The organism is Pseudoalteromonas sp. CST2 (genome assembly GCF_028599385.1).
Classification (GTDB): Bacteria; Pseudomonadota; Gammaproteobacteria; order Enterobacterales; family Alteromonadaceae; genus Pseudoalteromonas; species Pseudoalteromonas atlantica.
Genome location: NZ_JAQREO010000006.1, coordinates 101,174 through 126,689, shown reverse-complemented (window position 1 = coordinate 126,689; position 25,516 = coordinate 101,174). Strand labels below are relative to the sequence as shown.

21 protein-coding genes and 1 riboswitch are annotated in these 25,516 nt (G+C 40.7%); of the genes, 9 read left to right on the top strand and 12 right to left on the bottom strand.

Annotated features, from left to right (window positions below):
• Positions 1-39 precede the first annotated feature (39 nt).
• The 7 genes from fabF to yceD form a co-directional block, all read right to left on the bottom strand.
• Positions 40-1,278 (bottom strand): beta-ketoacyl-ACP synthase II, encoded by a 1,239-nt coding sequence (gene fabF / locus PSH41_RS10375; protein ID WP_273589724.1) that lies wholly within the window; start codon positions 1,276-1,278, stop codon positions 40-42.
• Positions 1,279-1,550: 272 nt separating this feature from the next.
• Positions 1,551-1,787, bottom strand: a complete 237-nt coding sequence (gene acpP / locus PSH41_RS10370; protein ID WP_004587690.1) for an acyl carrier protein — start codon at positions 1,785-1,787, stop codon at positions 1,551-1,553.
• A 250-nt stretch (positions 1,788-2,037) separates the two neighbouring features.
• Positions 2,038-2,784, bottom strand: a complete 747-nt coding sequence (gene fabG, locus PSH41_RS10365) for a 3-oxoacyl-ACP reductase FabG (RefSeq protein WP_004587689.1) — start codon at positions 2,782-2,784, stop codon at positions 2,038-2,040.
• A gap of 11 nt (positions 2,785-2,795) precedes the next feature.
• A complete protein-coding gene (gene fabD / locus PSH41_RS10360) occupies positions 2,796-3,722 on the bottom strand; it encodes an ACP S-malonyltransferase (protein ID WP_054982359.1) in 927 nt (308 codons plus the stop codon).
• Between the two features lie 53 nt (positions 3,723-3,775).
• Positions 3,776-4,813 (bottom strand): phosphate acyltransferase PlsX, encoded by a 1,038-nt coding sequence (gene plsX, locus PSH41_RS10355; protein ID WP_273589725.1) that lies wholly within the window; start codon positions 4,811-4,813, stop codon positions 3,776-3,778.
• An 11-nt stretch (positions 4,814-4,824) separates the two neighbouring features.
• Positions 4,825-4,995, bottom strand: a complete 171-nt coding sequence (rpmF, locus tag PSH41_RS10350; RefSeq protein ID WP_004587686.1) for a 50S ribosomal protein L32 — start codon at positions 4,993-4,995, stop codon at positions 4,825-4,827.
• Positions 4,996-5,005: 10 nt separating this feature from the next.
• On the bottom strand, positions 5,006-5,530 hold the full coding sequence (gene yceD, locus PSH41_RS10345) for a 23S rRNA accumulation protein YceD (RefSeq protein WP_004587685.1): 525 nt from the start codon (positions 5,528-5,530) through the stop codon (positions 5,006-5,008).
• A 131-nt stretch (positions 5,531-5,661) separates the two neighbouring features.
• Between yceD and PSH41_RS10340 the strand changes: the two genes are divergently transcribed.
• Positions 5,662-6,255, top strand: coding sequence for a Maf family protein (locus PSH41_RS10340; protein ID WP_273589726.1), 594 nt, complete (start codon positions 5,662-5,664; stop codon positions 6,253-6,255).
• Here PSH41_RS10340 and PSH41_RS10335 read toward each other — a convergent pair.
• Both PSH41_RS10335 and rluC read right to left on the bottom strand, forming a co-directional pair.
• Positions 6,252-6,911 (bottom strand): HAD-IA family hydrolase, encoded by a 660-nt coding sequence (locus PSH41_RS10335; protein WP_273589727.1) that lies wholly within the window; start codon positions 6,909-6,911, stop codon positions 6,252-6,254. The two genes, PSH41_RS10340 and PSH41_RS10335, sit on opposite strands and share 4 nt — an antisense overlap.
• Positions 6,911-7,870 carry a 23S rRNA pseudouridine(955/2504/2580) synthase RluC gene (gene rluC, locus PSH41_RS10330; protein ID WP_004587682.1) on the bottom strand — a complete coding sequence of 320 codons (960 nt, stop codon included), beginning with the start codon at positions 7,868-7,870 and terminating at the stop codon, positions 6,911-6,913. The genes PSH41_RS10335 and rluC overlap by 1 nt, the downstream gene beginning before the upstream one ends.
• Positions 7,871-8,626: 756 nt before the next feature.
• Between rluC and rne the strand changes: the two genes are divergently transcribed.
• Together rne and PSH41_RS10320 are read left to right on the top strand one after the other, a co-directional pair.
• The gene (gene rne, locus PSH41_RS10325; protein WP_273589728.1) at positions 8,627-11,911 is read left to right on the top strand and encodes a ribonuclease E; all 3,285 of its coding nucleotides are present in this window, start codon (positions 8,627-8,629) and stop codon (positions 11,909-11,911) included.
• 382 nt (positions 11,912-12,293) lie between these two features.
• Positions 12,294-13,277: an IS110 family transposase gene (locus PSH41_RS10320; protein WP_096739135.1), complete on the top strand. Its 984-nt coding sequence runs from the start codon at positions 12,294-12,296 to the stop codon at positions 13,275-13,277.
• 244 nt (positions 13,278-13,521) lie between these two features.
• On the opposite strand, the gene yejK is transcribed toward PSH41_RS10320, so the two are convergent.
• Positions 13,522-14,538 (bottom strand): nucleoid-associated protein YejK, encoded by a 1,017-nt coding sequence (yejK, locus tag PSH41_RS10315; protein WP_273589919.1) that lies wholly within the window; start codon positions 14,536-14,538, stop codon positions 13,522-13,524.
• A 62-nt stretch (positions 14,539-14,600) separates the two neighbouring features.
• Between yejK and PSH41_RS10310 the strand changes: the two genes are divergently transcribed.
• From PSH41_RS10310 to PSH41_RS10285, 6 genes are all read left to right on the top strand, one after another.
• Positions 14,601-14,813: a DUF1414 domain-containing protein gene (locus PSH41_RS10310; RefSeq protein WP_004588923.1), complete on the top strand. Its 213-nt coding sequence runs from the start codon at positions 14,601-14,603 to the stop codon at positions 14,811-14,813.
• 5 nt (positions 14,814-14,818) lie between these two features.
• Positions 14,819-16,315 carry a DUF3413 domain-containing protein gene (locus tag PSH41_RS10305; protein ID WP_273589918.1) on the top strand — a complete coding sequence of 499 codons (1,497 nt, stop codon included), beginning with the start codon at positions 14,819-14,821 and terminating at the stop codon, positions 16,313-16,315.
• Positions 16,316-16,397: 82 nt separating this feature from the next.
• Positions 16,398-16,877, top strand: a complete 480-nt coding sequence (locus PSH41_RS10300) for a hypothetical protein (RefSeq protein WP_029772054.1) — start codon at positions 16,398-16,400, stop codon at positions 16,875-16,877.
• Between the two features lie 200 nt (positions 16,878-17,077).
• The gene (gene aceK, locus PSH41_RS10295; RefSeq protein WP_273589917.1) at positions 17,078-18,796 is read left to right on the top strand and encodes a bifunctional isocitrate dehydrogenase kinase/phosphatase; all 1,719 of its coding nucleotides are present in this window, start codon (positions 17,078-17,080) and stop codon (positions 18,794-18,796) included.
• Between the two features lie 17 nt (positions 18,797-18,813).
• Complete coding sequence (locus PSH41_RS10290; RefSeq protein ID WP_024032602.1) at positions 18,814-19,752, top strand: LysR family transcriptional regulator; 939 nt, start codon at positions 18,814-18,816, stop codon at positions 19,750-19,752.
• A 173-nt stretch (positions 19,753-19,925) separates the two neighbouring features.
• Complete coding sequence (locus PSH41_RS10285) at positions 19,926-20,369, top strand: ferritin-like domain-containing protein (protein WP_096041891.1); 444 nt, start codon at positions 19,926-19,928, stop codon at positions 20,367-20,369.
• Between the two features lie 44 nt (positions 20,370-20,413).
• Here PSH41_RS10285 and PSH41_RS10280 read toward each other — a convergent pair whose 3' ends face one another.
• A complete protein-coding gene (locus PSH41_RS10280; protein ID WP_273589916.1) occupies positions 20,414-22,150 on the bottom strand; it encodes a hypothetical protein in 1,737 nt (578 codons plus the stop codon).
• A 50-nt stretch (positions 22,151-22,200) separates the two neighbouring features.
• Positions 22,201-22,284, bottom strand: a riboswitch (cyclic di-GMP riboswitch).
• 190 nt (positions 22,285-22,474) lie between these two features.
• Positions 22,475-25,510: a TonB-dependent receptor plug domain-containing protein gene (locus PSH41_RS10275; RefSeq protein WP_248461319.1), complete on the bottom strand. Its 3,036-nt coding sequence runs from the start codon at positions 25,508-25,510 to the stop codon at positions 22,475-22,477.
• Between the last annotated feature and the right edge of the window lie 6 nt (positions 25,511-25,516).

Genomic DNA, 25,516 nt, shown 5'->3' with positions numbered 1-25,516 from the left:
CAACTGAGCTCTTATAATGTGGTTCGTTGTTAAAAAGGATTATACCTTTTTAAATAGCAACGAGCCATTAGTCCCACCAAAACCAAATGAGTTACACAGTGCAAAATCGAGTTTTGCATCACGTGCAGTGTGGGCTATGTAATCTAAGTCGCATCCTTCATCTGGGTTGTCTAGGTTAATGGTGGGCGATACTTTTTGATCGGCCAGCGATAAAATAGAAATAATAGACTCTACTGAACCCGCTGCACCTAATAGGTGACCCATCATCGATTTAGACGAGCCTACCATTACATCTTGCGCTGCACTGCCAAAAATAGTTTTAACAGCTTGCGTTTCGGCTTTGTCGCCTGCATTAGTTGATGTACCGTGTGCGTTAATGTAACCAACTTGGTCTGCATTTACTTGTGCATCGTTTAATGCATTTTGCATAGCAAGTGCCGCACCTGTACCGTCTTCCGGTGGCGAGGTCATGTGATACGCATCACCGCTCATACCAAAGCCAACAAGCTCAGCATAAATTTTAGCGCCACGGGCTTTAGCATGTTCATACTCTTCTACTACAACAACACCTGCTCCATCAGATAGTACAAAACCATCGCGGTCTTTATCCCACGGACGCGACGCAGCTTGTGGGTCGTCGTTACGGGTAGAAAGCGCACGTGCAGCATTAAAGCCACCCATACCAATAGGTGTACAGGCTTTTTCTGCGCCACCGGCAACCATCGCATCGGCATCGCCGTAAGCAATCATACGCGCTGCATGGCCAATATTGTGCAGGCCTGTAGTACATGCCGTCACAATAGAAATATTAGGACCACGTAAACCATGCATCATTGATAAATGGCCCGAGATCATATTAATAATGGTTGATGGCACATAAAATGGAGAAAGCTTACGTGGGCCACTGTTAAGTAGCTTTATGTGGTTTTCTTCAATTAAGGTCAATCCACCAATGCCTGAGCCTACAGCAACACCAATACGTGTTGCGTTTTGTTCAGTAACTTCAAGACCTGAGTCTTGAAAGGCTTGAACACCCGCTGCAATGCCGTACTGAATAAATAAGTCCATTTTTTTAGTATCTTTCGCTGACATGTATGCAGTTGCATCAAAGTCATTTATGAGTCCAGCGAATTTAGTACCAAATTTTGAGGTATCAAAGTGGGTTATATTTTGTATACCACTTTTACCATCTAATAAGCCTTGCCAGGTAGATTGCACATCATTACCTAGCGGCGTCAACATTCCTAAGCCAGTTACGACGACTCGACGTTTAGCCACGGTTTGCCTCCAATAAGGGATATTTAAACCAATTGATTAAAATAGTATTATTTTAGTAAGCCGTTTAACTCACTAAGTTTAAATCTATTGGCATTACAAAGGGAATTCATACCCAAGCGACCTCAAAGTGCGAGTCTCAAATTCAACTAAAGATGTGCTATTACAAATGAATGCAGTAGAGAGTAAAAGCGGGTGAATTTGAATCATGAACTTTGAGGTGGTTTGGATATATAGATTAAAGGCAGCGAATGCTGCCTTTAATATGCGATTAATTACTCAGCGTGAGCTGATACGTAATCGATTGCAGATTGTACTGTAGTGATCTTTTCAGCTTCTTCATCTGGGATCTCAGTATCAAACTCTTCTTCAAGAGCCATAACTAGTTCAACAGTATCAAGAGAATCTGCACCTAGGTCGTCTACGAAAGAAGCTTCGTTTTTAACTTCTTCTTCTTTAACACCTAGCTGTTCGATGATAATTTTTTTTACGCGTTCTTGGATATCGCTCATTCTTCTTTCCTTTATTAAAAACGCCAATGCGTTATTTTCAGATTGCGGCGTAGTTTACGCCGCATAATTCTCTGATTCAATGATTTGACCATAAATAATTGTCTGGTCAAACCTCTGAGTGTTTGTTTTGTCTTTTATCGCTTATTTTCACAGCGATTTCAAGTATGTTTAAAGCAAGATCATAAAAATTTCAATGTTTTTGAGGTCACTTACTTAAGTTATTTTTAGCATTTGCTTATAACAATGGCGGTTAAACCATGTACATCGCGCCATTTACATGCAAAGTCTCGCCAGATACATACGCAGCCGCGTCAGATGCTAAATAACACACTGCCGCTGCTATTTCGTCAGGCTGACCTAATCGACCTGCTGGTACATTAGCAAGGGTGGCCGCTTTTTGATCTTCTGTTAGCTCATCGGTCATATCAGTTTGAATAAAACCAGGGGCTACTACATTTACTGTAATGCCGCGTGATGCAACTTCGCGTGCAAGCGATTTAGAAAAGCCAATAACACCCGCTTTAGCCGCCGCGTAGTTAGCTTGGCCTGCATTACCCATAGTGCCCACAACTGAGCCAATATTAATAATACGGCCGTTCTTTTTCTTCATCATTGGGCGTAATACCGCTTTAGATAAACGGAAGATAGAGCTTAAGTTAGTGTCGATAATATCGTCCCACTCACCGTCTTTCATACGCATTAATAAATTATCACGGGTAATACCTGCGTTATTTACAAGTACGTCAACATCGCCTAAGTCGGCTTTTATTGCTGCTAATGTAGCCTCAATCGATGCAGGATCGGTTACGTTTAAAGCATAACCCTTACCGTTATCACCTAAGTAATCGCTAATTTTAGCCGCGCCTGACTCACTCGTAGCAGTACCTGCTACTTTTGCGCCTTGCGCTACTAAAGTGTTTGCAATTGCTTTACCAATACCACGGCTTGCGCCAGTAATTAGGACAACTTTGCCCTCTAATGAAAATAAATTAGTCATTTTATATTCTCTTATTTTGCAGCGTCGATAGCGGCAGCGTCATTTACTGAGCCACATACCATTGCTTTATCAATTCGTTTTGCAAGTCCAGTTAATACTTTACCTGGGCCAAATTCGTAGCTTTGCGTAATGCCTTGAGCAACTAAAGCCTGTACTGTTTCTGTCCAACGAACTGGGCTGTATAGTTGACGTACCAATGCATCTTTAATTGCATCAGCCGAGCTTTGTGCTTTTACATCAACATTATTAATTACATCACACTTAGGTGTATTAAATGTTAAAGCGGCTAAATCGTTGGCAAGTTTTTCAGCCGCTGGTTTCATTAGTTCACAATGTGAAGGCACGCTTACACTCAGTGGTAAGGCACGTTTTGCGCCGGCATCTTTACACGCTTGTGAAGCTCTATCAACAGCAGCTTTATGCCCAGCAATAACAACTTGCCCTGGTGAGTTATAATTTACCGGTGAAACAACCTCGCCTTGTGCAGACTCTTCACATGCTGTTTTTATTTGCTCATCGCCTAAACCAATAATGGCAGCCATAGAGCCTACGCCCGCAGGCACAGCTTCTTGCATGTATAAGCCACGGTTTTCAACAAGTTTTACCGCTTCACCTAGGCTAATAACCTCACTACATACCAATGCAGAGTATTCACCTAAGCTGTGACCTGCCATAACCACATCCACATCTGGGTTTGCAGCTAACCAGTGGCGGTAAATTGCCACGCTTGCTGTTAATAAAGCAGGTTGAGTGCGGTGAGTTTGATTAAGTTCTTCTTCTGGGCCATTTAGTACAAGCGCTGCTAAATCGTAGCCAAGTGCGCTTGACGCTTCGCTAAAGGTTGCTTTTACAATGTCAGAGCTCTCTAGTAGCTCGCTTAACATGCCAACGCTTTGTGAGCCCTGACCAGGAAATAGAAGTGCAATTTTTTGTGCCATACTTTGCTCTTTTTAATTAAACAAAAATTTAGTGTAACTACGGCACCTAAACGTTATTCGGCCGCCGAGTTTTTAGAATGTGTTTTTTCGAAAATAGCGGCTATTTTATCTGGAAGTTGACGTTCAACCTCTTTTACCGCTTCATCGATTGCTGCTTGAAATGCTTTTGCTGATGCATTTCCATGGCTTTTAACGACAATACCGCGCAATCCTACCAGAGAAGCGCCGTTATACTGGTCGGGGTTCACCCGATTATAGAGTTTTTTTATGATAGGACTTAAAATAAACGCCATGCATTTGTAAATTAAGTGCTTTTCTAGGGCGCTTGTAAACTTTTTCATGATCAGTTTAGCAATGCCTTCGCAGGTTTTTAATGCAACGTTTCCGACAAACCCTTCACACACAATGACATCGGCTTTCCCCGAAAAAATATCACTGCCTTCACTGTAACCCGTGTAATTAATATAAGGGCTTTGCTGCATAAGCTGCGCTGCTTGCTTTATGCCTTCATGGCCTTTTATGTCTTCAGAGCCAATATTAAGTAAGCTCACTTTAGGGTTGTCGCAGCCAAGAGCTTGGCCTGCTACTACCGAGCCCATAATGCCAAATTGATAAAGTATTTCTGAATCACAATGCACATTAGCGCCTAAATCAAGCAGATAAACTGGATTTTTTCGCTCTGTAGGAACGGCCGATATTAATGCGGGGCGTTTAACGCCAGGCAGCATTTTTAATACGTAATGAGCCATAAAAAATAAAGCGCCGGTGTTACCCGAGCTTACACAGGCTTGTGCTTCACCCGATTTAACTAAATCAAGGGCGACACGCATAGAGGAGTCTTTTTTTGAACGCACAGCTAAAGCGGGTTCGCAAGCATTAGTGACAACTTCGCTGCAATGGCGAATAATTAAACGTGGGTGTGAAAGTGAATCGAGGGATTCTAATTGATTAGTAATTACTTGCTCGTTGCCACATAAAATGAGTGTTAAATTGGCATGAGCATTTACTGCGCAAACGGCAGCGGGGATAGATGAACGGGGGCCATAATCGCCCCCCATCATATCTAACGCTATGGTTAGATTAGTCGGCATAAAGCAATCTCTTAGTTAGAAATTACTTGAACGCCTTTGTAGTAACCGTCAGCAGTTACATGGTGACGACGATGAGTCTCACCTGAAGTTTGGTCAACTGTTAAAGTTGGACCGTTGATCGCATCGTGTGAACGGCGCATGCCGCGTCTTGCACGAGACTTTTTGCTTTTTTGTACAGCCATTAGTCTTCTCCTAAGAATCTTTCTTAAGTTGTTTCAAAATATCAAATGGATTTGGTTTATCATCTTCCGCCTTTAGTACACCAAAGCTAGCAGGCTTTGATGAGTAATTGCACGAAGCTTCGTTGTGTGTAGGCACTAATGGCACTGCTAAAATTAGCTCGTCTTCGATTAACTCAAACACGTTAATTTCACCGTTTTCATCAAGCGCTACTTCATCGTAGACTTCAGGAAGATCATCTGACTCAGCATCCAAACCAACAGGCGAATACATAAAGTCTTGATCCAAATCCAACCCTAAATCATCATTACAACGCTGACAAGTTACAGTTACGTGTGTAGACAAATTGCCACTAATCACAACTAAACCTTGCTCATCGGTTTTGCACTGAATTTTTACCGCTATTTCACCTACTTCTTCCTGTACAACACCTCGTAAACGAGCAAGTTTTTCAAGCGGTACAATACCATCGTAAGTTAAACGGTGTTGCGCTGCTTTCCCAGGATGAAGAGTGATGGGAATTTTTACCTTTTGCATAGGGGCTGCATCATATAGATAGTTAATTGGTTAGTCAAAGCAAAAAAGCATTTTTACATGGTTTTTCACGTGTTTTCATTACGGATCTGATTTATCCTAACTCAAACTAATTTTAATTAGGATAATAATTTATGAAGCACCCGCTTATATTAGCGTCAAGCTCGCCATTTAGGCAGTCTTTATTGCAAAAATTTAATCTGCCATTTAGGACTTTTTCGCCTGATATTGACGAAACCGCCATACCAAATGAAACCCCAGAGCAACTTGTGAAGCGCCTAAGCGAGCGTAAAGCGCGTGCCGCTTGCGATCATTTTGTTAAAGGCCTTGCAATCGGCTCCGACCAAGTGGCCGTATTTGATGGGCAAATACTTGGTAAACCTCATAATAAAGAAAACGCCATAAAGCAGCTTTCTATGTTTAGCGGCCAAACTGTTACGTTTTTAACTGGCCTATGTGTTTACGATATTGCTAACGATAAAGCAAAAACGTTAATAGAGCCTTTTGAAGTAGTATTTAGAACACTCACCAAAGAGCAAATAGAAGCCTACTGCGATGCAGAGCAGCCTTATAACTGTGCTGGGAGTTTTAAAAGTGAAGGATTAGGGATTTGCTTATTTGAAAAATTAAACGGAGACGATCCTAATAGCTTAATAGGCTTGCCTCTTATTAAACTCAGCCAGCTATTGGCTGAGTTTAATCTCGACATACTCGCCGCTCAACCTTAGCCAAGTAGTATGCGTTGCAGCTGCTGGTAATTATTAACGGTTGCAACGGGGCTAAACTCACTTAACTGCGCTGCACTGTGTACGCCCATGGTAACGCCAATTCTATCTATGTTGGCTGTCTGTGCCATGGCCATATCTATTTTGGTATCCCCAATCATGAGTGCTTCGTCGGCATTTATTGCTAATTCAGCTAATAGTTGTTCAAGCATATCGGGAGAAGGTTTAGAGCGTGCTTCATCACTTGTGCGCGTGGCACTAAAATAATGCCCTAACTGAGTTTGCTCTAATAAACGCATTAAACCAGCACGCCCTTTACCGGTGGCAATCGCTAAAATAACCCCTTGTGCTTTTAACGCACTTAGTACATTTTCTACATTATCAAATACAGGGGTGGCAGTCGTATCAACACGGTATTGCTGTTTATAGCCGTTAACTAATGCGGGATGGTGCGCTATATCGTCAGGAAATAGCACCTCAATAGCAAGTTCAAGCGACATACCAATAATATTTTTAATTGCAGTGTCGCTCGGCGGCTCAATATTAAGCGCCAGCGCACTGTGACGAATACAATTAACAATTTTGCTAATTGAGTCCATTACAGTGCCATCCCAATCAAAAATAACCAGTTTATATTTTTTTAAAACAGCGGTGGTCATTACGCTTTAGCATCTCTTAATTTTAAAATACAACTTTTAAGTGCGTTATCAAGCGGCGCCTCTACGCGCATGGTAGTTTCGTTTTTAGGGTGATAAAAGCTTAAATCGTGGGCGTGTAAAAATAAGCGGTTTAAGCCTATTTTGCGCATTGATACATCAAATCCTTGGTCGCCGTATTTATCATCGCATGCAATAGGGTGGCCTTTACACTGTGTATGAACACGAATTTGGTGAGTACGTCCAGTCACAGGTGAGGCTTGCACTAACGAACACTCGTTAAAACGCTCAAGTACTCTAAAGCGAGTATGTGAAGGTTTACCTTCGTTATTGTCTACACGCACTACTCGCTCGCCCGACTTGAGGGTGTTTTTACGCAGCCCTTCGGTCACATTTTTAACCGACGAATCCCACTGCCCTGTTACCAACGCCCAGTAATTTTTTTCCATTGTTTTTTCACGCAGCTGCTCATGCAATGCGGTAAGTACCGAGCGACGCTTTGAAATTAATAAACACCCCGATGTGTCTCTATCAAGCCTGTGTACTAGCTCTAAACTGCGCTCATCTGGGCGTAATACGCGTAGTGCTTCTATTAAACCGTAGCTTAAGCCACTGCCGCCATGTACAGCCATACCCGAGGGCTTATTAATTACAATAAGGTATTTATCTTCAAAGAGTATTGCGTCTTCTAATTGCTTTACTTTATCGAGCTTTTTAGGCACAAACTCTTCGCGCTCTGCTACTTTAATTGGCGGGATACGCACTACATCATCAAGCTGTAACTTGTAAACTGGCTTAATACGCTTTTTATTAACGCGCACCTCGCCTTTGCGTAAAATTTTATAAACAGCGCTTTTAGGCACCCCTTTTAAATGGGTAATAAGAAAGTTATCAATTCGCTGACCTAAATGGTCTTCGTTGATTGTGACAAAAGTTACTTGTAAGCCGGTTTTTTCTGACATTGCCTAATCACTGATTTAAGTAAAATAATTTAGTTGCTAACACGGTTATAATAGTGGGATAATCAGCAGCGCAAATATTTAGTATTTGCAAATAACAACGGTGCTTTTTAACACATTAAAACATTCGTGATGCACATTCTGGGTAGCCGATCATACAGATCCGAGTTAAGTTTTCCAAAGCTTTTATGCCTACTCAGTTAACACGTGCGATCAACCAACAGTAATGCGCGTAATATATTACTGGTTAAGTTTGAACATGAATTTACATTTAATGTAAAAATAAAAGCAATGAACAAATAATTTGCTTGATAGTGACGACGTAAAAACGTTGTTCAGCATTTGCTCACACGTAGTACCGTATAGCAGCTTATTTAGAACTAAAAATCTAGCAAATAAGCGTTTATTAACATTCGGCAGCGAACTTTGCTCGCAAGTACTTAGAAAATACTCATCGTATTTAAGTTACTTAACGAGCCCTACGCGCCTAACATAAACGTACTAAAAAGATTGATATGACAGGCCAACTTCTGGGTAAAACTTGTAAAGAGCGTAAGAGCCGACAGTTTTAGCACCATAAAGAATTTAATAACGTAAGCGTACGTTATTGTTAGCCAGCATTTAAAAAATACTGCATACACATTACAGAGCGTTCCGTTACAGACCCAGTCGTGAGGCTGCACATTCTAAAAAAAGGAACAACTGAACAGGCGAACACGTTTCGTCATGTCAGCGACAAAAAATAAGTAGAGTAACAATATGAAACGTATGCTAATCAATGCAACGCAGCAAGAAGAAATGCGCGTAGCACTGGTTGACGGCCAGCGCCTATATGATTTAGATATAGAAAGCCCAGGTCACGAACAGAAAAAAGCCAATATTTATAAAGGCAAAATCACACGCATTGAACCCTCTTTAGAAGCGGCTTTCGTAGATTACGGCGCCGATCGTCATGGTTTCCTTCCTTTAAAAGAAATTGCCCGTACTTACTTCCCACAAGGTTACACTTTTCATGGACGCCCAAATATTCGCGACGTGATTAAAGAAGGCCAAGAAGTAATTGTACAAGTTGATAAAGAAGAGCGCGGCCAAAAAGGCGCAGCACTTACTACCTTTATCAGCGTAGCGGGTAGCTACTTAGTGCTAATGCCAAACAACCCTCGTGCAGGCGGTATTTCTCGTCGTATTGAAGGCGATGAGCGTACAGACCTTAAAGAAGCACTTAGCCGATTAGAACTTCCTAAAGGTATGGGCTTAATTGTACGTACAGCAGGTGTTGGCAAATCGTTTGAAGAATTAAACTACGATTTAAAAGCACTTTTAGTCCATTGGGATGCAATTCAACAAGCAGCCGACAGTGCTAAAGCACCGTTTTTGATTCACCAAGAAAGCAATGTGATTTTCCGCGCTATTCGCGATTATTTACGTCGTGATATTGGTGAAATATTAATTGATAAACCACGTGTATTTGAAGAAGCTAAAGCGCACATTGAGCGTTTTCGCCCTGACTTTATGAGCCGCGTAAAGCTTTATCAAGGCGACACGCCATTATTTACGCATTACCAAATTGAAAGCCAAATTGAGTCTGCGTTCCAACGTGAAGTACGTTTGCCTTCAGGTGGTTCAATTGTAATTGACCCAACAGAAGCGCTTACCTCTATTGATATCAACTCGTCTAAAGCAACAAAAGGCGGAGATATCGAAGAAACAGCACTGAATACTAACTTAGAAGCGGCTGATGAAATTGCCCGTCAATTACGTCTTCGCGACTTAGGTGGCTTAATTGTTATCGACTTTATCGATATGACTCCACCACGCCATCAGCGTGAAGTAGAAAACCGCTTAAAAGATGCCGCTCGTCCAGATCGTGCGCGTGTACAAATTGGTAAAATTTCGCGCTTTGGTTTACTTGAAATGTCGCGCCAGCGTTTGCGTCCTTCACTAGGTGAAGCAAGCCAAGGCCCATGTCCGCGTTGTAGTGGCCAAGGTACTATTCGTTCTAACGAGTCTATCGCCTTGTCTATTTTGCGTTTAATTGAAGAAGAAGCAATTAAAGACAACACAGCACAAGTAAATGCACAAGTGCCTGTAGCGGTTGCCGCTTATTTATTAAACGAGCAGCGCAGAAGCGTTCATCGTATTGAAAAACATCATAAATGTGATGTGGTTATTATTCCTAATCAACACATGGAAACACCGCACTACGAAGTGATGCGTTTACGTAAAGACGAAACACTAGAAACAGTAAGTTACGAGCAAGTTGTTGCACCTGAGCCAGAATCGTTCGAAATGGCTAAACCAGCAGCTGCGCCTGTTCGTGAAGAGCCGATGCTTAAAGGTGTTGTTATGCCTTCAACGCCAGCGCCACAAGCTAAAGTAGACAAACCAGCAGCGCCTGTTGCTGTACCTAAGGTAGAAGGTGGCCTATTGGCTGCTATTGGTAATTGGTTTAAGTCGTTATTTGCTGGTGAAAGCGAAGAAGAAAAGCAAGCAAAAGAAAAAGCTGAGCAAGAAAAGCAACAGCAAACACGTAATAACAATCGCCGTGGTAACAGTGACAACCGTCGCCGCAATAACAACCAGCGTCGTCGTAATAACTCACGCTCTAAACCTCGTGGTGAACGCCCTGCTGAAGAAGAAGTGAAAACTGAATCTACCGCGAACGAAAGCCAAGAGAAAAACGAGAACCGCAATAAGCGCCGTCGCAATCCTAACTCGCGTAAGCGTAACGATAACCGTAATAACGACAGTCGTACTGCAGACAAAGAGCAAGTTAAAACAGACGTAAAAGCGAATGAAACTGAGGCTAAGCAAAGCACTGAGCCTAAAGAGCAAAAGCCAAAAGTTCGCCGTCAACGTCGTAATGTTCGCAAAAAAGTACGTATCCAAGATGAAAATACCGAGCAAGTAAAAGCATCTGATACTACTGAGCAAGCGCAACAAAGCACTGAAACAGCTAAAGTAGAGCAGCCTAAAGCGCAAGAGCAAGCGCCAGCAGCAAAGCAAACTGCAAATGAGCAAAAGTCAGAGCAAACAAAACCTGCACCTGTGAAAGAGCAAGCGCCTAAGGCACAACCTGAGCAAGAAGAAAAGCCAATAGCTGCAGCGTCAACTGACGAAGCAAACTCTGAAGATGAGCAAGGGCAAACACGTACGCGTTCACGCCGTTCTCCTCGTCACCTTCGTGCTTCGGGCCAGCGTCGCCGTCGTCCTGAACAAGGTGAAGCTACAGAAGAAAAAGCAGATGAAGCTCCGGCATTTGTGCCAGTAGCAGATCAAGCTGCCGCTGAGTATGAGGCAGAGCTAAAAGCAAAAGCTGAACAGCCAACCTCAAACGATGCATCAGAAAATGTTGAGCAAGCGTTAGCTGTAGAAGACTTAGCTAAAGTTGAAGCTGCTCCTAAAGCAGAGCAACCAACAGCCAATGACGATGCAGTACAAACTGTTGATCCTGAAACAGCTGAAGAGCCAGTTGTTGTTACTGAGCAACCAATAACAACATCTGAGCCTGTGAAATCAGAGCCTGAAGTAGCTGAGCAACCAGCAACACCAGAGCCTGTTAAAGCTGAGCCTGAAGTAGCTGAACAACCAGCGAAACCTGAGCCTGTTAAAGCAGAGCCTGAAGTAGCTGAGCAACCAGCAACACCAGAACCTGTTAAAGCAGAGCCTGAAGTAGTTGAGCAACCAGCGAAACCTGAGCCTGTTAAAGCAGAGCCTGAAGTAGCTGAGCAACCAGCGAAACCTGAGCCTGTTAAAGCAGAGCCTGAAGTAGCTGAGCAACCAGCGAAACCTGAGCCTGTTAAAGCAGAGACTGAACTAGCTGAGCAAAAAGATGCCAATGCAAAAACGGTTATTAGCAAAGGGGCTGCAAGCGCACCTATGGCTCAACCGACACCAGTTGCTGATAGCGACGTAAAGCATACATCAGTTGCCATGGCACACGATAAACGTGAGTTAGTTCCTGATAGTGGCTTACGCGCAGGGTCAATTAAACCTGCAGGTCGTGCTAGTTCAGACATGACTAAAACAATGAGCGCTGAGTAAGCCTTAGCCTCATTAAAAAGCCGCGCTATGTAAAATAGCGCGGCTTTTTTGTTTTAATACCTGTCTTGTCCTGAAAGGTATTTTCTCATTTGTTCCTCTTTCGCTTCTCTTTGTGCAATAGATCTTCATGTGTTTTTATTAGTAAAAAATTAAAAAAACCAAAACGCTGATTCTCGCGTGAGCAAGCTTCACGCCTTGTATCTCTCGTTGATAAATGATTAGCTATCATTTATCACATCGAAGTCAGTGAGCTTGCCTTTGCGCCTAGTATTTAATACTGCTCCGTAGATAAAGCCCTGACTTTCTATTCTCACAAACTGAATGGTATCCAAGCACACTTTTATTTAAGTAGATGCTGTATGTACAAGGGGAGTAAGTAGAGATGATGTTTATCGGCATTGATATTAGTAAAGAGAAAATTGATTTATCGTGGTTGAGAGACCAGCTTACAAACAAGATTAAAACAAAAGTCTTTAAAAACAAGCATCAAGACTTTGAGAAAATAGAAAAGTGGCTTTTAAATACAACTAAAAGCGTTGCTAGTGAGCTCGTTATCACCCTCGAACCAACGGGTGTTTATCATGAAGCACTGATGTATTTTTTACATGAGCAAGGCTTTAATATTATTTTAGCGAATACAGGCAAAGCGAAAAAGTATGCTGACGCGTTAAACATAATTCATAAAACAGACAAATCTGATGCAACGATGCTTGCCCACTACGGCTGTGCAAAGCACGCAGTCGTTGATTATTGGCAACCTGAAGCGTTAGAAGTTAGAGAGCTTAAAGCCCTTATCCGTCGTTTAGATGCGCTTGAGAGTAACCGGCAACGAGAAGCTAACCGATTAGAAGCAAGTGAATTCAGCAACGTTTCAGCACGTGTTCGCCAATCGATAAAAGTGACTATCGCATTTTTAGATGACGAAATTAAACAGCTTAAATCTGACATTGATGATCACATAGATAATGAGCCTGGTTTAAAAAGAAACAGGAAACTACTAGAGTCTATACCTGGCATTGGGCATGTATTATCGAGAGAGCTGACATATTTGTTTGCGGCTAAAAAGTTTAATAAAGCCAAAGAAGCTGCAGCTTATTGTGGATTAATCCCACGGCACAATGAATCGGGTAAATTAAAAGGGCGAACAACAATCAGTAAACTTGGGCCAGCCAGAATTCGCTGTAAACTCTACATGGCAGCCATTGTCGCTGGGCAATGGAATAAAAGAATAAAACGACACAAGTTAACATTAATAAATAACGGTAAAACACCGATGCAAGCTGTATGTGCGAATATGAGAAAGCTCATTCATATATGTTTTGGTGTAATAAAAAACCAAGAAGAGTTTAAGCTCCAAGAAAGTTAAGTACGACCTTGAAGCTTAAAATGAGAGATGGTATCTACAACCTAACTTTAGCATCGTGGCTATTTTTACTTGTGGACGCAAAACTTGATGGTGTGACGGGCAAAGCCTGTAATAAAGGATTTATCCTTGAAGAGATTTAGAGGCGCTGCGCTTTAGAGCATTAATAAAACTAAATTAAAGGCAATAAAAAAGCGCGATAAAAATATCGCGCTCTTAAATCGGCTTTTAACTAGATCAAATGAGTTTATTCGCTTTCATTTTCCATAAAGCGCTGTAACTGATCTTTTAAGTTTGGTGGAATGCCTTTAATAAGCAGTGTATCGGTCGCTTCATTGTAAGTTACGCGCTCACCTAAATGTTTACGCTCAAAACTAACACTAACTCCGCCCCCTAAACCCGAAAACTTGACCATACTGGTCACCGTTTTTTTATCGACCGGGAAAGAGTCTTCTAAATCGTAGCTTTGCTCTTTGCAAAAGTTATCAAACGGACTATCGTCACCTTTCGTTAGCGTAGCCGAGAGCTCAGTAACGCTTGCATCTTCACCCGTGGTCACACAATCGTTACAGTAATCAAATACTTGCTTACGTAACTCGTCTTTTTCTGATTTATCGAATGATTGCTCCGATAAATAGTCTTCAACGGCATTAAGCATCACTTGGCTTTGCTGTTTAGGGTCTATGCCCTCTTCACAACCTAAAAAGTCTAAGAAAAAGTCTGCTACTTTTCGCCCTGCTCGCCCTTTAATAAAAGAGATATAGCGATTGTCCTCAGCTTGAGTATCCCACGCGGTTAAATCGATACGTGCAGCTAGTTGCATGCGCGATATATCTAAGTGGCGCGACGCTGCTAAATCAAGCTCAGAGGTCATGCTGTAGTGCTCTTTAATATTGATCATAGCTATTAGCATGTAATCAGTAGCCACATACTGATAATGACAAAATACTAAGTAGCCTGTTTCGCTAAAGGCATATTTATCTAACTCTTCTTTTAAAACAGTGGATGCCTGCTCGGTCATGTGCCAAAAGCCTAACTCGTCATTACGATAGCTTTGCATTGCCGAGGCTACAACACTGTTTTTATCACCACTAAATGCACAGTAACCTTTACCTGGCTTTGAGTTGTATGCATGATGAAGTTGTTCGATAAAAACAGCGACTTTATCGTTTATCACCATTTCATCGTTTCGTAGGTGAATTTGCGTATCGTCGTCTTTTTTGTCTACATAATGAACGACTAATTTTTTAACGTCTGTTGTCATCTTTGTTTTTCACGCCTCTGGTGTTAAAATACGAGAATATAACTCTTTTATTGAACCAACTGATGCCAATCTTATCAAAATACTCTAATGAAGAAGTAGAACAAATCGTCGATCAGCTCATTGATGTGCTAACGCAACACAATGCGCCGGTTGATTTAAGCCTTATGTGTTTAGGAAATTCTATCACGCATATCCTAAAAGAGCATGTACCTGCAGGGAAAAGACAAGCCGTAACTGAGAACTTTGCAAAAGCACTAGCTCAGTCGGTTAAATAAATTATATGAATTTATCGCAGCACAATCAGTTTTCGTCAAAAGCGAGTCAGTTATTAAGTTGGGGCCACTGGTTCACTTTTGCAAATATTGGTTTAGCGCTTTTTATTAGCCTAAGCTTTTTATTTGCAGATTCACCGCCAACTAGCTTTATGGGTATTACCTATATGTTAGTGACGTGGTTAAGCCATACGAGCTTTATCGCTTTTTTAGCATTTGTGCTGACGGTATTTCCTTTAAGCTTAGTGTTTCCCTACCCTCGACATATTCGAGGTATGGCTGCCGTTATTGCTACGCTTGGGGCGTCTATTTTAACGCTTGATGCGTATGTATACGTTAATTTGGGCTATCATTTAAGCTCTTCTGCGCTACCGGAAATCATTTCCTTACTGTGGCATCGTCTAACTAGCTCGCCTGCCCTTACTACATTGTTAGCCGGGGGGATTGTTTTACTCATTTTAGGCTTCCAGTTAGTTGTAAGTAACTATACATGGCAGCACTTAGCGCGTTTAAAACAACTTAAGTTTGCACGTTTTGCCAGCTCGTTTTTAGTATTATGTTTTGCACTTAGCCACAGTATTCACATTTGGGCAGATGCAAATTTAAAGTTTGATATAACGAAGCAAGATAACGTTTTACCGCTGTCGTACCCTACGACCGCTAAAAGTTTATTAGCAAAAAATGATTTGCTCGACATTGAAAGCTATAAACAAGCTCATAATGTAAGAATTAATAACCAAAATATTAATTACCAAATACCTGCGCCAATGCAAAAATGTGAAGGTTACACTGCGCAGCAAGTCGATATTTTTGTATTTGATACCAACGAGCAGTTAAAACGCTTTGTTGCCAAGCATAAAAACCTACATAAAACTGATCAGTTTTTACAGCCAACACACCATGGCGATAGCTTGTTTAGTTTAGTGTATGGCTTACCTTCTTTTTATAAAATGGCTATTTTATCAGAGCAAACCTTGCCCGCGTGGCAAAGTCAGCGCAGAAGCATAGAGCTTGCTGGAATTGAAAAGCTAAACTTTATAAACGATCAAGCGCATTCAAACAGCGCAATTAAAATCATTAAAGGTGAAGATAATCCGTCTCCTCGCAGTGACGACACCCATATTTTTGCGTTTAGCTTAGCTAATAATAGCTCGGAAGTAGTTACATCATCGGTGTTATACAGCTCAGATAAGCGAATAGCCAAGGTAGATGGACTTATTCAACCCAGTGATATTATTGCAACCAGTGTAGGCCAATACTTAAACTGTAAGTCTGTGGTTAAACAAACCATGCTAGGTGAAAACCTGTATAAGAAAAAGACGGACACTGGCGTTAATTACTCTCAAGGCGTAGTTATTGCTTACAAAAAAGATAGAATTACGCTAATAGATTCAGACGGTAACTATAAAAATATATCTGCCGCTGAAGGTTTTTCTATTGAGCAAAGCCTCGATATCCCGTTTTTAGTACAAAGTATTAAAAAGCTAAAAACCTACACACAATAGCCCTATCCCTTAACCTAGCTTGCTATAACACCAAGCTAGGTTATATTTACTAAATCATAGTAAACGCTCAGGGATGAAATTAATGCAAAAACACACACTTTTTTTATGCGCAGTAATGGTATGCCCACTTTCTCTGCATGCGCAAAATGCCACAACTTACTATAAATGCGTGACAAAAAACGGCACTATCTTTTCGCAATTCCCTTGTAACGATAACGCTACCGCCTACACAATTAATACAGTATCGGGAATTAATACTGCACCGGCGCAAGATTACACAAAAGAGCTAAACGCATTAGAGCGCGAACGGATTGTGCTTGACCTGCAAGCAGAGCTGAGAAGTAATACTAATAAATTAGCGATTATAAAACGTAAAAAAGACCGCGCAGAATACAACCAGCAACAGCGCCTCAACCGTATTTTAGATGACGAGGACAAAAAGTTAATTAGCAAAGATATTACCAAGCAATTAAAAATAATAAATAAAGATCATAAAAAGCAAACCACCGAAATTGAAAAGCGCATTAAAAAATTAGAGAAAAAAATAGCCTCCTACCAATAGCATGGCTTTTGCCATCACACTCAATTATGCTTTAAGCTAAAAGTATAAAAACTGAGAATATTTATCTTGGTTTTAAACTTAAAATAACATAACCTTAACAACTATAGAGTTAAAGCTCTAACGTGTATAACACTACAGCACCACTAACATTTATAAATGCTGTACTAAAATCGTTATATACACTTTTTTAAGGAGTGTTTATGCAGCCACGCCATATAGCTGAATTAATTTTAACGGGTTTTAAAAAGCATTATCTGCTGTTTCAAAAAACCACGGCCCAAGCCCCGCTTGCCTTTGCAAAGCGCGATTGGCAGCAAATTAATGAAATTAGTAAACTGCGTATTAGTTACTACGATGACAGAGTAAACGAAACCACTAAAGCATTAAAACAAGCACAGTTAACTGAGCAATTAGATGAGCAGCTTTGGCTTGAAGTAAAAATACTGTACCAACGCTTTTTATGCTTTCACCCTCAAGCTGAACTTGCCGAAACATTTTATAACTCAGTATTTTGCCGTTTGTACCACAGACGCTATTTTCATAACGACTTTATATTTGTACAAGCCACATTAAAAGATGCCCCTGCCATTCCTGTTGAGGCAGAGTACCGCAGCTACTTTCCAGTTATTGATGGTTTAAAGCCCACAATAAAGCGCATTATTGAGCATTTTGATTTTAAAGCCCCGTTTGTAAATTTAGAGCGGGATATACGTTTGCTCGTAAAGGCATTTTACAAACAAGCGCCCGACACTCACCACCAGCCTTGGCAAATGCGCTTTGATATTTTGCACGCGCCTTTTTATCGTAACAAAGCAGCTTACATAGTCGGCCGTGTGGTCTCTCAAAGCGGTGTGCAGCCTTTTATTATTGCGGTACTGCACCATGAAGATAAAGGCTTATACCTCGATGCGCTATTAACCAAATCATCGCAAATGCGGGTGATTTTTGGCTTTGCACGGGCTTATTTTATGGTTGAAACCCATGCGCCCTCAGCCATGGTGCGATTTTTAAATCAACTTATGCCTAATAAAACACTCGCTGAGCTATATAATGCCATTGGGTTTCATAAGCAAGGTAAGACAGAGTTTTACCGTGAATTTTTACATCACTTGTCTCACTCAGGCGATAACTTTATTATAGCGCCAGGCACACCAGGCATGGTGATGATGGTATTTACGCTGCCCTCTTTTGGCTATGTATTTAAAGTCATTAAAGATAAGTTTGGCGAAAGCAAACCGTTTGGCCGCGATACCGTGCTTAAACGCTATCAACTGGTAAAAAGCCATGATCGGGTTGGCCGCATGGCCGACACCATAGAATACTCTAACGTCGTATTTCCTTTGGCACGCTTTAATAGTAATTTACTGGCGCAGCTACATAAAACCATTGGCTCATCTATGGTAATTGAAGGCCCGTGGCTTATTATCAAGCATTTATATATTGAAAGGCGCATGACACCGCTTAATTTATTTTTAGAAAACGCCAGCGAAGAAAGTGCTGCCGATGCAATAGAAGAGTACGGCCAAGCACTTAAAGAAATGATTGCGGTAAATATATTCCCAGGCGATATGCTGCTTAAAAACTTTGGGGTAAGCAAACACAAGCGCATTATTTTTTACGACTACGATGAGGTTCAATACCTAACAGATATGAACTTTAGGGCCTTACCTAAGGCCAAAAGCTATGATGATTACTTAACTGATGAACAAAGTTACTCAGTTGCGCCGCAAGATGTTTTTCCTGAGCAACTTTGTACCTTTGTTATGCCAAACCCAAAGTACAAACAGTTTTTGCTCAGTACACACCCCGAGCTTGTTGATGTTAGTTTTTGGAAGCAAGCTCAGCAAAATATAAAAAAGGGTCATGTTAGTCACATATACCCATACCCGACAGCACAACGCTTTATTCATCACTGGTAAGCGTTAAAGGACACACAATGAACATAAGTAAAATAGATTTAAATTTGCTGGTTTACCTCGACACCCTATTACGTGAGTGTAACGTAACCCGCGCCGCTAACCAGTTAAGTATTACTCAACCAGCTATGAGTAACGGCCTTAAGCGTTTAAGAAACTTGTTTAACGACCCAATTTTGGTACGTACTAGTGAAGGTATGGTCCCCACAGAGCGTGCTATAGAGCTGCAACCGGTTATTCGCGGTATATTAATGACCCTAGAAGAAACCTTGGCACCTAATCGCGAATTTGAAGCCAGCCAAAGTAAACGTGTTTTTAGAATAATGGCCAGTGACTATGCAGCCAGTACATTAGCGCCAAAGCTTTTAAGTAAACTTCATGAAGAAGCGCCCGATACAACCCTAGATATACTTACGCCTAGTGATGTAACGTTTCATGATGTTGAAAATGGTAAAGTGGATATGGCAATTAACCGCTTTGAAAACCTTCCGCAATCTTTTCATCATAAACGCATATGGAAAGACAGCTTTTGCTGCTTAGTAAAAGCCGACAACCCAATTATCGAAAACTTTAGCCTAGACAGCTATTTAAAAGCCCGCCATATATGGGTAAGTAAAACCGGCTTTGGGGTTGGCGTAGGTATGGACCCTAAAGATGTACAAAAGCTAGGTTGGGTAGATGAAGCACTTGCCCATTTTGGTAAACACCGAAATATTGCCACGTTTACCCGTAATTACCACGTAGCCATTCATTTAGCAAAAGAGCAAAATTTAGTGGCGACCTTACCTTCAAAGGCTGCCAATATTTACTTAGATGATGCAGGCCTTAAAATTTTAGAGCCGCCATTTCCTATACCACCTTTTGAACTAGATATGATTTGGAGCCCTTTACTGCATCGCGATGCAAGTCATATTTGGTTACGCCAAAAAGTAGCCGAAGTGGCGGATGAGCTTAAATAACCTTATTACAAAAGCCATGTAAAATTTGCGAGGTTATTTTATTTTAAATAGCCTTGCAGCTTGCTGAATAAAGAAATAATCAATAATTACAATAGTTTAAAAATTAAAATGAAATTGGAATGGCCTTTGCTTTAGTTACTATGAAACTTAAATTCATGTAAAGAGAGGTCATTATGAATACCCATCAAGGAACAGAAGCAACTCATATTACTGACATCATCCAAGTAATGAACAGTGGCATTGATTTTTATCAAAAAGCGCAAGAGAAAGTTGAAGACCCAGCCATTGGCGCATTATTTCAACGCATGATTGACGCACGAAAAGTAAGTGTTGAGCGCTTACAACCTTATGCTGTTAACGAAAAAGGTGAGCGTGAAGACGGCTCTTCTTTTGCTGTAGAAGCACGCAGAGCTTACACAGCCCTACTTACTACGTTTAGTTCTCACAACGATAAAACATACGTTAAAGAGCTTGAAGAGGTAGAAGATAAAACACTTGAAGAAATTAAAGCAGCGATGGATAAACCACAGCCAGCCGACTGTGAAGCAGCCTTAGCGAAAACCTTGCTAACGATGCAAAGCTGCCACACCGAAATGAGCCGTATGCAAAAGCATTAGGTCTCAAAATGGCTTAGTTATGTTGTAACTAAGCCATTTTAAATTTAATTTTCTAAGGTCATAGCTAGAGCCGCGTATTGTCTAAACCAAGTGGGACTAGCTACTGCATGTCTCATAATATTATTAGAACGACTTATAATTGAAGGCTCAAATTTAGATAATTCACGCCAGTCATAAGAAAATGCAATTTGTTCACCTTTTTGACTTATACCTTCGCCAGTTACAAATTGTGGTATAGGTCCTGGGCCAATAGCAATCCGTTCAACGGCAGTTTTTGCTAAGCACTTCATGATATCTAAGTTGTTAAAATACTCTTCTCGCTCTGCAACAACAAAAAAACCGACATCAATATGCCCATGATTAATATCTTCATATCTTTCATGTGATTCTCCACGTCTGTCCCAGTTATAGTTCCAAGTGCAGGTACCATCATTATGGTATTCTAGGTTATCTGTGAAAAAATCTATAATACTCATTATTTTGGGTTTATAAAAATCAGGCCTATCACTCCATTTGTCTAAGTATAACATCGCAGTTGCCATGGTCAGATTATGGTTATGTGCTAAAGGATTACTATACAATCCAGAATCACCATAATTATCATTATAAAGGTTTACATAATAAAAACTCCCTTTGATCGCTGGATTTTTACTTATGCTGTATGAGCTTTTATGACTATCTACAATTTTCTGGGCACTTGATGTATAAAAATCAGCAAAAGTGAAGTAATCTGTTAAATTTTCAGATCTAATAGTATCGACTATACGCATAATACCATTCAAAATCATACCATCTGTTAATACAGTTATACTTGAATCATTAAGTGACCTCTCCCACCCTGGTGCAATTTTATCTCGTTCATTTAAAAAAAGTTTAGGAGCCCGTTTATAACTATTTTTTGGAGAGAAGCTATTTCTATTTCGAGTCATATCCGTATCACTAAGCATTTTATTCGCTAGTTCAATAGCCAAATCCAAATACTCGATCTTATTAGTTACACTGTAAAAATGTAGGTAAGTTCGTAACCAGTAATAGCCATTCCAAGCATACTCATTGCCTGTATTTGATGTCTTGTTAATCATTGGGTTACCTGGATATTTAGTGGATATCATATCCGCTAAATCTGAAATATTATCTACATCAGAGACGTTAGGATTAGGAACTTCTAAACCGCTTATTAAATCAGCAGGTGTAATATTGTGAAATTCAAAAAATGAGTCTTCCTTTGCGGAAATTAACTGTGGCTCACCTGTGGCACTTACCCCAAAATTGCGGCTATTCTCAAAGTTATTCAGATCTATCAACCCTAGGCCCTGAAGAGAACCTTCGGAAAACTTATTAGATCTTCTAAATAGCCAATTAAATGATACATCTGTAGGGTCAATAAAGTCTTTTTTAACTGAAAAACTTTTTAGCCCATCGGAAGCGATTAACTCTCCATTTTTTACAGTAATTTCTAGAAAACGTGTTTGATAGAAGTTTAATTTATTCCAAATACCGGGATACTTATCACCAAGCTTGATTTGTACACTTGACTGATTAAATAATACAAATTCTTTTGTATCAGAGTTAGAAAGTAGATAGGTTTTCTTCGATGGGTCACTAGGAGTTTCACCAAGCCACACTACTATTTTAAACGGGCCCGTAGGTTGCCAAACATCAAAACTAGCAAAACTATTGGCACCATTGAACTTTATAGCAGTATCTGCTGAAACAATATTAATATTAAATGAAAATATTAATAAAAGGGTAAGTAGTAATTTGATCTTCATCATACTCATACGATCTCCAATGAGATGGCATGACGCTTTACTGCATACAATTTATTGTATGAGGCGATCCCGCTATCATAGGCTAAGCCCTTAGACCGGAGATTTTGCGTCTTCACCTTTCAGTGAATTTGCCGAAATTAATGTTAATAAATTTTATTCTGCATGTTCGAAAAACAATCAGAACACGGCGGATTCTAATCCTTTAGTACTCCGTGTCAAGAATAAAAAGCAATAAATCATTAGTAAAAAATCAATATACTTCAAAATTAGTAAGTTATAAAAAAAGGGCCTTACGGCCCTTTGAACTTAAATAACATAAGGGAGTGTTATTTATTAAAAACGGTATTCTGCGCCTACATAGTAATAAGCACCATTAAAGCCAAATGGCGCTGAACGGCGAGAGTATTCAAATACCCCATCGCTGCTTACAATCGTATTGCCATTTGAATCTACAATTGTGCCCGAGCGTGAGTTACCAATGGTGTTTTTATCTGGGTACACGTCAAATAAGTTATTTGCACCAATATTTACAGATAAATCTTCAGTAACGAAGTAATTAACTTTAACGTCAGTTAAAATTTCTGCACCGTAGGTTTGGCGTCCGCCATCTTCTACTGTGTATTCACCAAAGCGGTTGAGTGAAAGGTTTACAGTCCAATCACCACGCTGGTAAAGCGCACTTAAGTTGATGCGATCTTCTGGTTGCCACTCTTCAATAATTGAAATTTCTTGATCAGAGAAAACATCTTCAACAGGTACGGTTTCAAGCCCTGAGCCCGATGGCGTAAATAACGATACCACCTCAGTTTCAGTAAAGTTAGCTGCTAAAGTAAAATCAAGCGTGCCACCTAACCCCTCGGTATTCCAAGTAGCTACAAAATCAATACCCGAAGTTTCGGTATCTGCACCATTTAAGAAAAACTGCCCTGCACCTGCGCCTGAGCTGATTAATGCAGCATCTAGGCTTGAAGAAAGCCCTTTACCTAAACGGTTACTAATTACTATGCGGTCGTCAATATCAATTGAGTAGTAATCCACAGTAACATTAATGTTATCCGTAACGTTGTAGACAATACCTAAGCTGCGGTTTTGCGATTTTTCTTCCTTAAGTTTTGGAATACCTAAACTTTGTGCAAGGGTTGAATCGTTTCTGAATGTACCTACTTCTTCAGCAACTAATGAGCCGTCTTCAGCCACAACAAATTGCGTGCTGATATTGTTAAAATACAATTGCTGCATTGATGGCGCTCTAAAGCCTGAGCTTAATGCACCACGCAGTGACACATCATCAGTAATTGCCCAGTTACCCGCAAGCTTAAAGTTTACCGTGTCGCCAAAGCCTTTGTAATTATCATAACGCAGTGCGCCTGATAAAATGACATCTTCAATTAGGTAGGTTTCTGCATCAAGGTAAAACGAAATTACATCGCGTGACTCATCAACCGATGATGCCGGCGAAGAACCACCAAAACCTTGCGTACCGCCAGAGGCATCTTCAGAGCCTACACCGCCACTTAAACCACTATAAATACTTACCCCATCAAGGGTGTCGTAATCACGATAAGCATATTCGCTGCCCTCTAAAATACGGTATTCATCGGTACGAATTTCTGCACCCATAGCCAATGAGTAGTCATCAAAGTTTTGTGTAAAATCTATATTAATAGTTTGCAGTGATAACTCCATGCCATAGGCATAGGCTTCACGTGGAATAGTACTGCGAATATCAGCGGCACTTAAACCTTGCTCGTAACGTAAAAAGTTAGCGTACGAGGCATTGATTGTGTCACTTGTTGTGTAATCAATGCTGTTTTCACCGTAGGTGTATGATACATCTAAACTTGCATCGTTATCAAAGTCGGTTTTGTAACCAAAGTTGTAAGAAATATCATCAATTGTGGTATTAATTTTAGGTAAAAAGCCTAGCGGGATAGTTGCATCGTTATCTTGCAAAACAGGGTTACCGCCCGCATTTGCATTATGACGGAAAAACGCGGCTGATTCGTTATCGCGCGTTGAATAAGTAATAAAGCCATACAGCTCGCCATCACCTAACTCATACCCTGTATTAACGGTTAAGCCAAATTGTTGTGAGTCGGCATCACCAATACGAAAAGTGTCTCTGTCGGCGGTCAATTCACGCGGATCGCCTGCCAGTAAAGTACCGTCGCTAAGCTCTGTACAGCCATAAAACTGACACGAGCCGTGCAAACCTGCGCGGTTAGTAGGCGAGCGGTCGCGGTAATTAAGTGTTGCATTTAAGTAGCCGCTATCACCTAGGGCAAACCCTTTATTAAAATCAACGTTTACTGTTTCGCCATCACCCTCTGAGTATTGGCCGTAATTAACCGCTGCTTTGCCGCCTTCGCTGCCATCTTTTAGTACAATATTAATTACACCGGCAATTGCATCTGAGCCGTATTGTGCTGCTGCGCCGTCTCGTAAAACTTCTATACGTTTAATAGCTGAGGCTGGAATAGCATTCATATCGGTACCTGCGGTACCACGCCCTACTGAGGTATTGATATGAATAATACTTGCCTGATGGCGGCGCTTACCATTAATAAGCACAAGTGTTTGGTCAGGCCCTAAACCACGCAGTGTTGCAGGTCGTAAGGCATCAGTGCCGTCACTGATTGACGAGCTTGAAAAGTTAAATGAAGGTGCAATAGATTGCAACATACGGCCAACTTCGGTTTGGCCTGTGTTTTCAAGTGCTTCAGCACTTAAAATATCAACGGGTACGGGTAAATCTTCTACTGAGCGCCCTGCTACGCGGCTACCTACAATAGCAATTTTTTCTATTTTCTCTTGTGCAACATCCTCTGCTGCATTCACACCGTGTGAATTTGCTGCAAGCAATGCTGGTAATACAGCTGCACTAACCCCTGAAAGCTTCATCATGTTGTTATCTTTCCTATTGATTTGTTTGAGTTTTATACTCAGTAAACCATTTTGTTCAACAACCGCATCGAGCTCAGTCCCACTTAATAATGCTTGCAGTGCATCTAATTGGGTATAAAAACCATAAACCGAATTTGCTTGGTAATTTTTTGCCAACTCATAAGAAAACACCACGGTTTGCTCTGTTTGTTTAGCAAATTCTATTAAGGCTTTGTCTGCTCGCTGCGCTTGTATATCAAATTGCACCATTTGCCCAGTGGTCTGTGTTGCCCCTTGCACACTCAAGCTAAAAATAGCCGGAGCAAGTACACTTAAACCACTAAATAAATGCGTTTGGTTACTGCGCAATTTATATAAACAGCTGACAAACAAAATTCCTCTATAGTTTTTTATCTTTTTTTTAAACTTTTTTTTACTAATAACATTTAAAGATGCAACTTCACCTAACATTTGTTTGATATGCATAACATT